Origin of the sequence: Arcobacter sp. F2176, from assembly GCF_004116465.1 — a bacterium.
GTDB lineage: Bacteria > Campylobacterota > Campylobacteria > Campylobacterales > Arcobacteraceae > Arcobacter > Arcobacter siniprincipis.
The window spans coordinates 20,578-36,005 of record NZ_PDJV01000021.1 but is presented as its reverse complement, the minus strand read 5'-3'; the positions used below and the strand labels follow the sequence as shown (position 1 = coordinate 36,005).

General features: G+C 28.3%; 15 protein-coding genes and 1 pseudogene. 15 read left to right on the top strand and 1 reads right to left on the bottom strand.

The window, feature by feature from the left end; genetic code table 11:
* Positions 1–89: 89 nt before the first annotated feature.
* Genes rd through ppk2 (CRU95_RS14140) form a run of 4 tightly spaced genes read left to right on the top strand, consistent with a single transcriptional unit; the run spans position 90 to position 3,453 of the window.
* A complete protein-coding gene (gene rd, locus CRU95_RS14155) occupies positions 90–254 on the top strand; it encodes a rubredoxin (RefSeq protein WP_129101772.1) in 165 nt (54 codons plus the stop codon).
* Positions 247–1,383: a carboxynorspermidine decarboxylase gene (gene nspC, locus CRU95_RS14150; protein WP_129101771.1), complete on the top strand. Its 1,137-nt coding sequence runs from the start codon at positions 247–249 to the stop codon at positions 1,381–1,383. The genes rd and nspC overlap by 8 nt, the downstream gene beginning before the upstream one ends.
* An 18-nt stretch (positions 1,384–1,401) precedes the next feature.
* Complete coding sequence (ppk2, locus tag CRU95_RS14145; protein WP_258238729.1) at positions 1,402–2,325, top strand: polyphosphate kinase 2; 924 nt, start codon at positions 1,402–1,404, stop codon at positions 2,323–2,325.
* Positions 2,326–2,328: 3 nt separating this feature from the next.
* On the top strand, positions 2,329–3,453 hold the full coding sequence (ppk2, locus tag CRU95_RS14140; RefSeq protein WP_129101770.1) for a polyphosphate kinase 2: 1,125 nt from the start codon (positions 2,329–2,331) through the stop codon (positions 3,451–3,453).
* Between the two features lie 2 nt (positions 3,454–3,455).
* On the opposite strand, the gene CRU95_RS14135 is transcribed toward ppk2 (CRU95_RS14140), so the two are convergent.
* Positions 3,456–5,126, bottom strand: a complete 1,671-nt coding sequence (locus CRU95_RS14135; RefSeq protein ID WP_129101769.1) for a VWA domain-containing protein — start codon at positions 5,124–5,126, stop codon at positions 3,456–3,458.
* Positions 5,127–5,226: 100 nt separating this feature from the next.
* Between CRU95_RS14135 and tig the strand changes: the two genes are divergently transcribed.
* The 11 genes and pseudogenes from tig to era all read left to right on the top strand — a co-directional run bounded on the left by tig (position 5,227) and on the right by era (position 15,421).
* On the top strand, positions 5,227–6,528 hold the full coding sequence (gene tig / locus CRU95_RS14130; RefSeq protein ID WP_129101768.1) for a trigger factor: 1,302 nt from the start codon (positions 5,227–5,229) through the stop codon (positions 6,526–6,528).
* A 20-nt stretch (positions 6,529–6,548) separates the two neighbouring features.
* Complete coding sequence (clpP, locus tag CRU95_RS14125; RefSeq protein WP_129101767.1) at positions 6,549–7,133, top strand: ATP-dependent Clp endopeptidase proteolytic subunit ClpP; 585 nt, start codon at positions 6,549–6,551, stop codon at positions 7,131–7,133.
* An 8-nt stretch (positions 7,134–7,141) separates the two neighbouring features.
* Entirely contained in the window at positions 7,142–7,654 is a 513-nt protein-coding gene (gene def / locus CRU95_RS14120; RefSeq protein ID WP_129101766.1) for a peptide deformylase, read from the top strand.
* A gap of 31 nt (positions 7,655–7,685) precedes the next feature.
* Positions 7,686–8,684: a TIGR00341 family protein gene (locus tag CRU95_RS14115; protein ID WP_129101765.1), complete on the top strand. Its 999-nt coding sequence runs from the start codon at positions 7,686–7,688 to the stop codon at positions 8,682–8,684.
* Between the two features lie 83 nt (positions 8,685–8,767).
* Positions 8,768–10,276, top strand: coding sequence for a YifB family Mg chelatase-like AAA ATPase (locus CRU95_RS14110; RefSeq protein ID WP_129101764.1), 1,509 nt, complete (start codon positions 8,768–8,770; stop codon positions 10,274–10,276).
* 79 nt (positions 10,277–10,355) lie between these two features.
* Positions 10,356–11,822 carry a PAS domain-containing sensor histidine kinase gene (locus CRU95_RS14105; RefSeq protein ID WP_129101763.1) on the top strand — a complete coding sequence of 489 codons (1,467 nt, stop codon included), beginning with the start codon at positions 10,356–10,358 and terminating at the stop codon, positions 11,820–11,822.
* Between the two features lies 1 nt (position 11,823).
* Positions 11,824–12,507 carry a response regulator gene (locus CRU95_RS14100; RefSeq protein ID WP_129101762.1) on the top strand — a complete coding sequence of 228 codons (684 nt, stop codon included), beginning with the start codon at positions 11,824–11,826 and terminating at the stop codon, positions 12,505–12,507.
* A gap of 95 nt (positions 12,508–12,602) precedes the next feature.
* Positions 12,603–13,790 carry an NAD(P)/FAD-dependent oxidoreductase gene (locus tag CRU95_RS14095; RefSeq protein WP_129101761.1) on the top strand — a complete coding sequence of 396 codons (1,188 nt, stop codon included), beginning with the start codon at positions 12,603–12,605 and terminating at the stop codon, positions 13,788–13,790.
* Between the two features lie 9 nt (positions 13,791–13,799).
* Positions 13,800–14,153 (top strand): DUF1641 domain-containing protein, encoded by a 354-nt coding sequence (locus tag CRU95_RS14090; protein ID WP_129101760.1) that lies wholly within the window; start codon positions 13,800–13,802, stop codon positions 14,151–14,153.
* 191 nt (positions 14,154–14,344) lie between these two features.
* A pseudogene (locus CRU95_RS14085) lies at positions 14,345–14,470 on the top strand (hypothetical protein); the annotation flags it as partial.
* 69 nt (positions 14,471–14,539) lie between these two features.
* Positions 14,540–15,421, top strand: coding sequence for a GTPase Era (gene era, locus CRU95_RS14080; RefSeq protein WP_129101758.1), 882 nt, complete (start codon positions 14,540–14,542; stop codon positions 15,419–15,421).
* Positions 15,422–15,428: the final 7 nt, after the last annotated feature.

Genomic DNA, 15,428 nt, shown 5'->3' with positions numbered 1-15,428 from the left:
CTTCTTTAGATGGAATTTATTTCCATCGTTAAAAGAAGTTAAAAATATAAGGTTCCCTTGAAAAATGGAACATTTTTAAAGGACAAATTATGCAAAAATATATCTGTAAAGTATGTGATTATATATATGATCCAGCCATTGGTGATGAAGATAGCGGTATAGCTGCTGGGACTGCATTTGAAGATTTACCAGAAGATTGGGAATGTCCAGACTGTGGTGTGAGTAAAGAAGATTTTGAGCCATATAATGACTGATATTGTTAATTCTTTTGAAGATTTACCAAGTCCTTGCTTTGTATGTGAAGAAGAACTTTTAAAGAAAAATCTTGAACTTTTAAAAAAAATTCAAGATGAAGCAAGTGTGAAAATTCTACTTGCTTTAAAAGGTTTTTCATTATATTCAACATTTGATTTATGTAAAGAGTATTTACACGGGTGTTGTGCTTCTGGATTACATGAAGCGCTATTGGCATCTAAAGAGTTTGGAAGAGAAGTTCATACTTATTCTCCTGCTTTTAAAGAAGAAGAAGTTGATGAAATAGTGTCACTGTCAAATCACATTGTATTTAATTCAATTGCTCAATTAAAAAAATTTGAAAACAAAGCTATAGGTAGAACTTCTATAGGGCTTAGAGTAAATCCAGAATATTCTTCTGTTGAGGTTGATTTATATAATCCTTGTGGAGCATTTTCAAGACTTGGAATTACAAAAAAGAATTTTGATAAAGATGCAATTTTCAATGTAGACGGTCTTCATTTTCATGCCCTATGTGAACAAAATGTAGATGCACTAGAGGGTGCTTTAAAAAGTTTTGAAGAAAAGTTTGGTGAGTTTTTACCTAAAATGAAATGGGTAAACTTTGGTGGTGGACACCATATTACAAGAGCTGATTATGATATAAATGGATTAGTTACTCTTTTAAAAGAATTTAAAATAAGATATCCACATTTAGAAGTTTATTTAGAACCAGGTGAAGCAGTAGGTTGGAAAACAGGATACTTAACTGCTACAGTTTTGGATATTGTAAATAATGGTATGGACATAGCTATTTTAGATACTTCAGCAGAAGCTCATATGCCAGATACTCTTGCTATGCCATATAGAGCTGATATTAGAAATAGTGCAGAATCTGGTCTTAAAGCCCATACTTATAGATTAGGTGGAAATACTTGTTTAGCTGGTGATATTATTGGGGATTATTCATTTGATGAGCCATTAAAAGTAGGTGATAAAATAATTTTAGAAGACATGATACATTATACGATGGTAAAAACTACCACTTTTAACGGAATTAAGTTGCCATCTATTGCAATAAAAAAGGCAGAGGATTGTTACCAAATTGTAAAAAACTTTGGTTATAATGAATATAAAGCAAGACTTTAATATTTAGAAGGTAATAAAATGGGACAAAAGCGAGTTATAATTGAAGATGAATTCAAAGAAGACGAAGAGATTGATACCCATGAAAATATAAAACATAAGTCAAAAAATTTTAAAAGAAAAAGAAAAGAGTTAAAACAAAAAGGTAAAAAAGTTCAAATCTGGGTAAAAAAAGAGACCTTAGAATATGAAAAAGAACTTACTTTATTACAAATAGAATTATTAAAATTTCAAAATCATGTAAAAGATATGGGTTTAAAAGTCTTGATGATTTTTGAAGGAAGAGATGCAGCAGGTAAAGGTGGTACCATAAAAAGAATCACTGAGCATCTAAATCCTAGAGGTGCAAGAATAGTGGCTCTTGGGAAACCAGGTGATATAGAAAAAACACAATGGTACTTCCAACGATACACTCAACATCTACCTAGTGCTGGAGAAATGGTCTTTTTTGATAGATCTTGGTACAACAGAGGTGGAGTTGAACCTGTTATGGGATTTTGTACCACAGAAGAACACCATGAGTTTTTAAGAGAAGTACCAGAATTTGAAAAGATGATTGTAAAATCAGGAATAATTTTGTTTAAATTTTATTTTTCAGTTTCAAAAAAAGAGCAAGCAAGAAGATTTAAAAAAAGGGAGATAGATCCTTTAAAACAATTTAAACTCTCTCCCGTAGATAAAGAATCCCAAAAACTTTGGGATAATTACACAACAGCTAAATTTTCTATGTTAATGGCTTCAAATACAGATATTGCTCCATGGATTGTTATCAGAAGCGATAATAAAAAATTGGCTAGATTAAACTGCATAAAATATATTTTAACAAATGTAAAATATACAGATAAAGTTGAATCTGAATTATTAAATATAGACAAAAACTTGGTAAATACGGGAACTCAAGAAATTGAGTACATGGAAAAAGAGAATAAATTTGCAAAGGTATAATAGATGAATTTAAATGATTTTGAAAAAACAGATTATAATGGTTTATATGTTTCAAAAGTTGCTCATGTAACTTATGGAAGAAAATATGTAGCAAGATTTCAATATGACAAAAAAAGATATGTAAAAGTTTTAGGGTATTCAAAAAAAGATAACATTACTAAAAGAGATGCTATTACTTTGATGAATAATTACAAAGATAGTATTATTATAGCTCAAGAAGAAGAACCGAAGATTGAAGTTTTAGATGAGAATAAAACTACTTTACCAGCCAAAGAATATGAAAAAGTAGTATCACAAAATAAAGAGATGAAAGATTTATTAGGTGATTATAAATCTCTTGCTAAAAGTGTTATGAAAGATGGTATAAGAAAGATTTATGAACTTGAAGAGCTTAAACATTATCAAATAGAATTAATCAAACTTCAAGATTATCTAGAAAAAGAAAATAAAAGAATGATTATTCTTTTTGAAGGTAGAGATGCATCTGGAAAAGGTGGAGCTATCAGAAGAATTACTAGATATATGAACAATAAACATTACAGAATAGTTGCTCTTGGTAAGCCCGATGATACACAAAGAAATCAATGGTTTTTCCAAAGATATATTCAACACTTTCCAACAGGTGGAGAGATGGTTTTATTTGATAGATCGTGGTATAACAGAGCAATGGTAGAACCAATTTTTGGATTTTGTACACAAGAAGAACATGAAATCTTTATGGAAGATGTTGTTAATTTTGAGCAAGATTTAGTAAGACAAGGAATGATATTAATTAAATTATATTTCTCTGTTTCTAAAGATGAACAAAAAAGAAGATTTGATAGAAGAATTGAAGATCCTCTTAGACAATGGAAATTTTCAGAAGTAGACATGCAAGCTCAAGATTTATGGGGTGAGTTTTCAGAAAAAAAATATGAAATGCTTAGACGAACTAATTCAAGAAGTGCACCATGGCATATTGTAAGAAGTGATGATAAATTTTTATCAAGAATTGAAGCCATGAAAATCATACTAAATTCTGTAGATTATGATGGGAAAAATTATGCTTTAAATTTTGAAGCAAATGATAAAATCAACATCTCTGTTCAAAGAGAGTTGATGCAAATGAGAAAATCAGCTAATTACTAATATTACCAAGGAGATGAAGAACTATTTTCCGAATTGTTCTTTGTCTCAACTTTTTTTAGTAAGATGGGTGTTTTCTGATTTTTAAGTAAATTAAGCCACTTTTTCTCTTCTTTATTTGATAATAAATCTTCTTTTATTTTAGTTTGATTTGATTCTTTTTTATCTTTCTTATTTTTATTTTCTTGATTACTTTTATCACCCTTCTTCTCTTTGTTTTGTTTATCTTTTTCATTGTTTTGTTTAGTGTTTTTATCATTCTTATCATTCTTATCGTTTTGATTCTCTTTTTTGTCTTTATTATCTTTATTTTTCATCGCATTTTTTACAATTTCCAAGTTCTCTTTTGTCTCTTTGTCTTCTTTTATTTTTAAGGCTTTTTCGTACATTTTTTTTGCGTTTTCTAAATCATTTAGTTTAACATAAGTATTTCCCATATTGTGCAGTTTTTTGAACTCTAATTCTTCATTACTAGTTGTTATATCTTTATATGTATCTAAGGCACTTTTGTATTTTTTTTCTTTGTATAAAGAATTAGCAAAATCATATTTGCCTTCGTTTGTATTTATAAAGTCTTTAAACTTATTAGAAGCAGTTTCATAGTCTTGTTCATTATAAGCTTTTGTTGCATCTTTAATAGTATTAAAATCTAGTAATGAAGCTTGTAGATTAATATTTTGAAAAAGGAATATAATAATAGATAATTTTACAATTGATTTGATATTTGGCAGTGATGAAAAGGCAATTAAGAGTAAAATTAAAGCTAAGCATAAAGGATAATAAAATAGTTCAGTATAAGTTTTTTGTTTTTTTATTTGCATATTTATTTTATTTGCTTTTTTTGTAATATCACTTATGATTGAGTTTATATCGTCATCATTTAGTGTATAATTTGTATATCCACCATTTGTATTTAAACTAAGTTTTTTTATACTTTCATTCAGTTTTACCATTGCAATATTACCGTCTTTATCATTTTCATACCCATCTTTTAATGGTATTGGAGTTGGTTTGTTTGTAGCAATTGTTATGATATAAATATTTTGATTATTTTTATTTGCATACTCAATTTCTTTTTTGTAGTCACCTTCATTACCCCCATCTGTTAATAGAATTATATTTTTTGATTTATAATTTTTTAACAATTTATTTGAAGCTTCAAGTGCTGAAAATATGTTTGAACCATTATTTATATTTAGATCATAATCAAAATTTTGAAGTAAAAAATTTAATGAGGTAAAATCATTTGTAAGTGGTGATAATATAAATGATGATTGACCAAAAATTATCACTCCAATTGAGAGTTGATTTGGTGATTTGATAAGATCTAATACTTTTTTCTTTGCCATTTTTAATCTACTTGGAAGAACATCTTGCGCTAACATTGATTTTGATGCATCAATTGCTACAACCACAGGAATTACTTCTTGTTTAATATTTTGTTCTTTTTCATTTGTCACAGGTCTAGCAAGAGCAATTACCATAAAAATGAGTGCTATGAAAAGTAAAATATTTCTACTTTTTTTTGTTAGATTTGAATTTGGTATTGCAAGTCTATTTAAAACATCTTGATCAAATATTTTTTCAAATTTGCTTTTTTGAGTAATAATTAAAAAAAACAGTATTAAAGAGGGAATTAACATTAAAAAAAGAACATTAGGGTATAAAAATTGCATTGAGACTCTTTTGTGTAGATTTATATAATGAACAATTTTAGTAAAGCCTTAGTAAAATTTAGATAAAATCGCTCAAAATAATTATATTGGAGAAAAGTTAATGGAATTTAACGCAAAAAGAGTTGATGAAGCTAATGCAGAAATAACTGCAACTATGACTAAAGCTACAATCGACGCAAAAATGGACAAAATTGCTAAAGAAGCTGCAAAAACAATGAACATACAAGGGTTTAGAAAAGGTAAAGTTCCTGTAAATGTTGTTAAAGCTAGATATGGTGAAAAATTGTCTGAAGATGCAGCTAACGAAGTATTAAGAGATTTATTACAAGAAGGATTAGCTAAATTAGAAATTGCGAATGAAGAATTAATTGGTGAACCAGGTGTTAGTAAATTTGATAAAAAAGAAGATGGTGACATTGATGTAGAACTTAAGATTTCTTGTAAACCAAAATTTGATTTAGGTGATTACAAATCATTAGTTCCTGCTGTTAAAGAGAAAAAAGTTGCTAAAAAAGATCTTACTGAGAGATTAGAAAATCTTGCAAAAGGTTCAGCTCCGTTAGAAAAAATCAAAAGAAAAAGAATGGTAAAAGAGGGTGACTTCGCTGTCATTGATTTTGAAGGTTTTGTTGATGGTGTTGCTTTTGAAGGTGGTAAAGCTGAAAAGTATGCATTAGAAGTTGGTTCTAATTCATTTATTCCAGGATTTGAAGAGCAAGTTTTAGGAATGAAATATGAAGAACAAAAAGATATCGTTGTAACTTTCCCTGAATCTTACCAAGCTAAAAATTTAGCTGGAAAAGAAGCTACATTTAAAGTAACTTTACATGAAATTCAAGAAAAAGTTCCTGCTGAATTAGATGATGAATTTGCTAAAAAGATGTTACCAAATGAAGAAGATGCTACAATTGATACATTAAAAGCAAAAATTGAAGAACAAATGAAAACTGAATTAATGTATACATATTATAGAGAAGAATTAAAACCTGAATATTTAGACAAATTAGTTGAAAATGTTAAATTTGCTTTACCAACAAGTGTTGTTGAACAAGAAGTTAATTATGCTTTAAATAATAAAGTAAGAACAATGACTGAAGAAGAAATTAAAGAACTTCAAGAAAATGCTGAAAAAGTAGAAGCAATTAGAGATGAATTAAAAGCTGATGCTGAAACTTCTGTAAAAGCTACATTTATTGTTGATGCTTTAGCTGCTGCTGAAGGTGTAGAAGTAAATGATCAAGAAGTTACTCAAGTAATTTATTATGAAGCAATGCAAAATGGACAAAATCCTCAAGATGTTTTAAAACAATACCAAGATGCAGGTTATATGCCAGCTATTAAAATGTCAATGATTGAAGATAAAGTTTTAAATAAATTATTTGACGAAAAATTAGGTAAATAAATTAATAATAGGAAAATTATATGAGTTATATTCCATACGTTGTAGAAAAATCTGGTAGAGGTGAAAGAAGTTATGATATTTATTCAAGACTTCTAAAAGATAGAATTATTATGTTAAGTGGAGAGATAAATGATGCTGTTGCTTCTACAGTTGTAGCACAATTACTTTTCTTAGAAGCTGAAGATCCAGATAAAGATATCTATTTATACATAAACTCTCCGGGTGGAGTTATCACAAGTGGAATGTCTATATATGATACTATGAACTATATCAAACCTGATGTTTGTACTATTTGTATAGGACAAGCTGCTTCAATGGGTGCATTCTTATTAAGTTCTGGAGTTAAGGGTAAAAGATATTCTTTACCTAACTCTAGAGTTATGATTCACCAACCATTAGGTGGAGCACAAGGTCAAGCAACTGATATTCAAATTCAAGCAAAAGAGATTCAAAGAATGAAAGATACTCTTAACCAAATGATTTCTGAACAAACAGGTCAACCATTAAAAGTTATTGAAAAAGATACAGATAGAGATAACTTTATGAGTGCAGAAGAAGCTTGTAAATATGGATTGATTGACGAAGTAATCACAAATCACAAGTAAGAGAAACAATGGTTAGAGAAGTAATAACTTATCCAAATAAGTTACTTAGAACAAAATCAAAAGATGTGGAGAAGTTCGATGAAGAACTTCACACTCTTTTAGATGATATGTATGAAACAATGATTGCTCAAAGTGGTGTAGGACTTGCTGCAATTCAAGTTGCAGTTCCCCTTAATGTTCTTATTATTTTAATTCCAGATGAAAATGATATTCAAGCAAAAGACTCTTTAATAGAAGCAATAAATCCAAAAATAACTCATAAAGATGGAATTCAAGTTTTTACTGAAGGTTGTTTAAGTGTTCCTGGATTTAATGAAGATGTTAAAAGAGCTCAACATATAATTGTAGAGTATCAAGACAGATTTGGGAACAATCATAAAGTAGAAACAGAAGACTTTCCCGCAGTTGCATGGCAACATGAAATGGACCACCTTGAAGGTCACCTTTTTATTGAAAAACTTTCTTTGATGAAAAGAAAGAAATTTGAAAAAGAGTATAAGAAAAACCAAAAAAATAAATAAAGTTTTTTTTATACTACTCAAAAGAGATTAAATGAAATATCTTGAAGTAGTTCTAAATGAATCAAGCAATGAACTTGTAAAGAAGATTGCAGAAAATGTAAAAGCTAAAGACTTGCGTTTTTCTCCTGTAGATAAAGATGGTATGCAAGTATCAAGAATGATTGTATCTGATTATAATTTGCAAAAAACTATAGATAGTTTTTGCCATATTATGGGAGATCAAGTTACTTCTAAAGTGATGATTCTTCCAATAGAAGCTTATTTACCCAAAGAATCAGAAGAAAAAGAAAAAAAAGAAAATGAAGCAAATGCTGCAAAAGAAACAATATATAAGGAAATGAAAGAAAATAGTGATATTAATTCAAACTATATTTCTTTATTAGTTTTTTCTACAATTGTGGCCACAATAGGACTAATTCATAATAATTTAGCAATTATTATAGGAGCAATGGTTATTGCTCCACTACTAGGACCCAATATTGCATTTAGTTTTTCAGCCTCAATTGGGGATACTAAGCTAATGTATTCTTCAAGTAAAACAGTTCTATTTGGTCTTTTTATATCAATAATGCTTCCAATGTTTTTTGCAATGATTTTTAATCAAACTTTTGATGCCCATGAATTATTATCAAGAACAGAAGTTAGTTATGACTCTTTTATTCTTGCTTTAGCTTCAGGTGCTGCTGCATCTTTGTCAATTACTACGGGTTTATCTAGTGTATTAGTGGGAGTTATGGTATCTGCTGCATTATTACCTCCTGCTGCTGTTTTGGGAATTATGATTGGCTCAGGAAATAGCGATTTAGCAATTGGAGCTGGAGTTTTGCTTTTGATTAATATAACTAGCATTAATTTAGCTAGTAAAATAGTATTTTTTATTAAAGGTATTAGGCCTAGATTATGGCAGGAAAAAGAAAAAGCTAAAAAGGCTATGATAATTTATATATCTTCATGGATAATTTTATTGATAATATTATTTATGTATGTTTATTATAATCCAGCTATATTAAAAGGTACTTTTATTAGATAAAATATTAAATAAATATTTTAATTACAAAAAAATTAATATAAAATTACATATAATAAATAAAATAATTATTATATGGATTTTATATGAAAACTATCAAAAGTGCTACTTTAGAGTCATTGGATGCAATTTGTGTGGATGTTGAGGCTACATTTACAAAAGGATTACCTAGTTTTTCAATAGTTGGATTAGCTAGTTCTTCTATTCAAGAGTCAAAAGATAGAGTAAAATCTGCTTTATTAACAAATGATTTTAAGTTTCCACCTAAAAAAATCACTATCAATCTTTCACCTTCAGATATAAATAAAAATGGTACTCATTTTGATTTATCAATTGCATTACTTGTAGCTTTATATGACACCAAAGTAAAATTTGATGATTTTTATATTTTTGCAGAATTAGCCCTTGATGGAACACTAAAAGAAAATAGTTCCATCTTCCCTTCAATATTATCTTTAGCAAAAAAAGTTGATAAACTAAATGTATTAGTACCAAAATCTATTGAAGATAAAATTGCAATGATTCCTAATATAAGTGTATATAGTGTAAAAAATTTAAATGATACAATTATGTTTTTTAATTCTAAAGAGAAAGAACAGTATAAAGTTCCTCCATATACAATGTCTTGTAATACTTTGTTTATAAAAAACAAACAATTTTATTATAACAAAAAATATATGTTGGATTTTTTGGATGTAAAAGGACAAAAAGTAGCGAAAAGGGCAGCTTTAATTGCTGTAAGTGGTAACCATAATATAATATTTGAAGGAAGTCCTGGTTGTGGAAAGTCTATGATAATAAAAAGGTTACAATACATTATGCCACCACAAACAGTTGAACAAATACTAGAAAAAGCAAAATTAGATTCACTCAATTTGATTGAGCCAAACTTTGATGCAAGTACGGTTTTTAGGTCTCCACATCATACTTCAACAAGAGCATCAATATTTGGAGGAGGTACAATTAATTCTAAAATAGGGGAAATAGCTCTATCAAATAATGGGATATTGTTCTTTGATGAACTTCCACATTTCCCAAAAGCTATACTTGAATCAATGAGAGAACCACTAGAAGACAATAAAATATTAATCTCAAGGGTAAATTCAAAAACAAATTATGAAACAAAGTTTTTATTTGCATGTGCCATGAATCCTTGTCCTTGTGGCAATTTATTAAGTGCTACAAAACAGTGTAGATGTAATGAATTAGAAATCACAAGATATAAATCAAAACTATCAGATCCTTTTTGTGACAGAATTGATATTTTTGTGACAATGACGGAGGTAAATTATGATGATAAAGCAGATATAAGTTCAAGAAAAATGCATGAAATGGTTTTAAATGCTTTTAAAATCCAAATGCAAAGAGGGCAGAGTGATTTAAATGGAAAATTAAAAGATGAAGATATCAATAAGTATTGTATATTGGATTCTACTTGTGAGAATATTTTAAATTTAGCAACAACAAATTATTCACTCTCTTTTAGAAGTATTAACAAAGTTTTAAAAGTAGCAAGGACGATTGCTGATTTGGAAAATAGTGTAAATATAAAAAAAGAACATATTTTTGAGGCGCTTAGTTTCAGAAAAAGATAATTTGTTTCTCTTCAATTCTTTATGTTAATCTTATCAATCTATGATATAGTGATTTTTATAATATATCCATGGAGTTTACATGATATTTAGAGATTCGAAATTAGCAAATTTAAATGAAATACCAAAAACTATAATTTTACTTATTGATAATAATGAAAAAATCGTAGAAAGTTGTGGTAAACAGCTTGAATTATTTAATATCTCTGTAAAAAATAAAAAATTGAATAAACTCTTTTCTAAGAATAACTATAATTTATTAAAACCTTTAATAAACCAAGAAGAAGAAAGTATAAATATTTATTGGGAAGGAATTAGTTTTGAAGTTAGTTTTCAAAAAATTCCTAATAGTGAATTAGGAGGTTTATACTTTTTTGATATTACTAAATACTCCAATGTGGAAAATGAACTTAAAAAAAGTATGCATGATTTAGTTTCTAAAAAAGAGGAATTACAAGCTGTTTTTGATTTAGCTGCAAATGGAATTTCAATATTAAATAAAAATGGTATGTTTTTATATGCAAATAATTTCTTTCAAAAAATGATGGGTTATACAATGGAAGAACTATATAAAGAATCATGCATATCATTATCCTCAGAAGAGTATAAAAAAGCATCTGAAACAGCAGTAGAAAAAGCTATAAAAGAAGGAAGTGTTGTAAACTTTAGAAAAGTATGCGTTTCAAAATCTGGGGAACATATAAATGCTAGTATGTCACTTAGTTATGTAAAAATAACAAATACAATTGTAATGATAACTTCTGATATTACGGATGACATAAAATACCAAGAAGAGTTAAAAAGACAAGTCGAATTAGAAGTTGCAAAAAGAACAGAACAATATGAAGTTATGTGCCACCAATCAAGACTTGCAGCTATGGGAGAGATGATTGATTCTATTGCTCATCAATGGAGACAGCCTCTAAATGGCTTAGGCATTATAGTTCAAGGACTAAGACATATTTCTAATGCACAAGAGATAAATAAAGAGCTTCTTTTTGAGATAGAATTAGAAATCATGGAAAAAGTTAATTATATGTCCCAAACAATAGATGACTTTTCAGAATTTTTTAGAATATCAAAACAAAAAGAGACTTTTAATTTGCTAAAAAATATTAAAGATGCAATAAGACTTATTAATGTTCAACTAAAATTAAATAACATTGATATAAAAATAGTAGTAAGTAAGAATACTACTTTAGATGTTTTAGGCTTCCCAAATGAATTTAGACAAGTTATTATGAATATGGTTCATAATTCAATGATGGCAATCATAGAGAAAGAAGTGACAAATGGATATGTACATATTGATATAAGTTCTACAAATATTGAAAATAAAGTAACTATTTTAGATAATGGTGGAGGAATTGATAAAAAATATTTTGAAAAAATATTTGACCCATATTTTAGTACAAGAGAAAAAGGTAGTGGAATTGGGTTATATATGTCGAAAGTTATAATTGAACATCATATGAAGGGTAGATTAAGTGTAAAAAATCAAAATAAAGGCACAAAATTTACTCTATTTTTACCAAAAGGGAAAGAGTAAAATGGAAAAAATATATTCTCGTTTACAATCTCATACAATATTAATAGTTGAAGATGATGAAAGTACTTTAAAGTGGTTAAAAAGAGTTCTTAGTATTTATTTTAAAGAAGTATATGTTGCTTGTGATGCTTTAGAAGCTTTGGAAAAATTTAATATAAATAAAACAGATATTGTATTGACGGATATACAAATGCCTCAGATTGATGGATTAACTTTTTTGAAAAAACTTGCTTCAATATCGCCTCAAACCATGAGAATAACAATGACTGCTTTTAATGCTGTTCCATATTTAAATCGTGCAGTTGATTCAGGAGTTCAATTTTATTTAAAAAAACCTATTGATATAGATGAATTACTTTTTGCAATATCTTCTCATATGCCAAATAGTAATGAAATTATTGAAACTGTAAATTTAGGTAGAGGTTTTATATATGACCATTTAAAAAAGATGCTTTTTAAAGAATCAAAGTTAATAAAACTTACTAAAAAAGAGTTGCTTTTATTGGAATTGTTTTTAAAAAATAAACAAGGGTTTATCTCCTTAGAATTAATAGAACAAAGTATTTGGGAAGAACAAGCAACCCCTGATGCAATACGTATGGTAATAGTGGGCTTACGTAAAAAGTTATACAGTGAACTCTTTGAGAACTTAAAAGGTTTAGGATATAGAATAAATCTTTCATAACATATTTTAAAACCTTATATAAATCTTATATAAACCTTATATTTGCCTTGTTTTGCTTTGTTACAATATTTTACATACGTTGTAAGGAGTGAAAAATGAAAAAGATTCTTATTGTTGGTGGCGGTACTGCTGGAACAATGACCGCAAATAATTTAGCAAAAAAATTAATGCCTGAGATTGACAGAGATGAAATAGAAATTACAATGATTTCAAATTCATCAAAGCATGTTTATAGACCAGGAGCTATGTATGTTGCTTTTCATAAATCAGCTGGAAATGAATTTATAAGAGAACAAAAAAGTCTTCTTATGCCTGAGATTAATTTTCATGTGGATGCAGCAGTTGATATTCAAACAAAAAATAATTGTGTTGTTGCTCAAAGTGGTAAAAAATATGTATATGATTATTTAGTACTTGCAACAGGTTGTGAAGTAGCACCTGATAGAATTCCTGGTCTTGAAGAGGGGGGAGATTGGTTTTATACTTACGAAGGTGCTAAAAAAATTGCTAAAAAGTTTGAGAAACTTAAAAAAGGTAGAGTGTTAGTTACAGTTAGTTTTCCTAAAACTGAAAATATTCCACATCAATGTGGAATTGCACCTATTGAAACAACAATGATGTTACATGATTATTTAACAGAAAGAGGTGTTAGAGATGATGTTGAAATTGTATATACATATCCAAAAAAGGCACAATCTGTAGTAGATGGATTATTTTTACAAGTTCCGACATCAAATGTATTACCAATGATTTTTGATGGTATTAATGTAAAACATAAAACATCATTTACCTTAAATAAAGTGGATCCAAAGAAGAAAATAGCATATTCTGAAGAAGGGGAAGAGATAGAATTTGATATTTTAATGTCAACTCCACCTTTTATTGCAGCAAAAGTTATAAGGGATTCTGGCTTATCAAAAGCAAAAGATAATGAAGGTTGGCTTCCTACAGATAAAGAGAGCTTAAAAGTAATAGGTTTAGACAATGTTTATACTTTAGGCGATACAGTTGATTTATCTGTTTCAAAAGCAGGAGGGACAATTCACAATCAAACTGATGTAGTTGCCGATAATATTGCTGCTGAAATTAGGTTTGGGTACCCTACAGAGTCTTATGATGGTAAAGTAATTGCTGTTGCACAAATGGGACTTTCTTGTGGTATGCCTTTATGGTATGACTATGAAGAAGATGTTAAACCCACACCTTGTAGTAAATTAGGGAGTTTCGTAAGATTAGGTTTTAATAAAGGTTTATATTGGGCAGCTGCTCGAGGTATGTTATAGGAGAAAGTTATGAGTGAAGAAGTAAAAGTAATAAAAAGTGCAGAGATGCAAAAAATCGAAGAACAAATGACTATGTTAGTTCAAACTGGTAGATTGAATAATTTAATTGATTTATTAGCAGTAGTATCTGATCAAATTGAAATGACAACAACTCCAATGGTTGAAAAGATGGTAACATCAATTGATAATATGGCAACCGCAGGTTTTATAACTGAAAATGCTGTACGTCATGCAAAAAGAGAAAATGCTAAAAATGAAGTACCTTCCTTATTTGGTTTATTAAAACTAATGAAAGACGAAGATACAAGAAGGGGATTAGCGTTTATGTTAAATTTAACAAAAGGTATTGGAAAACAACTCTAATAAGTATAATTTATAACTGTCTATTAAGCCCGTGCATAAATTTATGTACGGGTACACATTTGTAATTTTAGACTTAATATAAAATAAGTACTTAAAAGTTATTAATATACGACTATTGAACCTTAATACTACAGTGCAATGACACAAAACTCTGAACAGTCTTTATATATATAAATTTATCAATGACAAACTATTTACTATTTTTTAGAAGTATTAACAAAGTTTTAAAAGTATCAAGGACGATTGCTGATTTGGAAAATAGTGTAAATATAAAAAAAGAACATATTTTTGAGGCGCTTAGTTTCAGAAAAAGATAAAATTATTGTATAATGCGAAAAAATTAGATTTTACGAAGGAAAACTTCGTATTGATTACAAAGGGATAAAATGACAAAATGCGGATATGTATCAGTAGTAGGAAGACCAAATGCAGGGAAGAGTTCACTACTAAATTGGTTAGTTGGTGAAAAGATTGCGATGGTTTCTCATAAAGCAAATGCTACAAGAAAAAGATCAAATATAATAGTTATGCATGAAGATGACCAAGTTATATTTGTAGATACTCCAGGAATTCATGAAACAGAAAAACTATTAAATCAATTTATGCTTGATGAAGCACTAAAAGCAATGGGTGATTGCGATTTGATTTTATTTTTAGCACCAGTTACTGATCAAGTTTCTCATTATGAGGCTTTTTTAGAAAAAAACAAAAAAAATACAAAACATATCTTACTTCTTACAAAAATAGATTTTGTCTCAAATGAAGAAGTTTTAGCAAAAATGAAAGAGTATGAAAAATTTTCTGATAAATATGAATCAATCATACCAGTATCAATAAAAAAAGCAACAACTCATGCAGATATTTTAGATGTAGTTGTAAAATATCTTCCTGAACACCCTTATTTGTTTGATCCAGAGATTTTGACAACTGAACACTTAAGAGATATTTTTAAAGAGTTTATACGAGAGTCAATTTTCGAAAATATTTCTGATGAGATACCTTATGAAACAGATGTTTTAATAAACAAAGTTGAAGAGAAAAAGAATGTTGATGTAATAAAAGCTACAATAATTGTACAAAAATCTACTCAAAAAGGTATGATTATTGGTAAAGGTGCAACTGCAATAAAGAGAATAGGGAAAGATGCCAGAGAAAAAATAGAAAAACTTACCGGTAAAAAATGTTTCCTAGAACTATTTGTTTCTATTAAAAAAGGCTGGACTAAAAACAGAGAAGGCTTAAAAGAGCTGGGATACGATATAGATTGATTAAAAA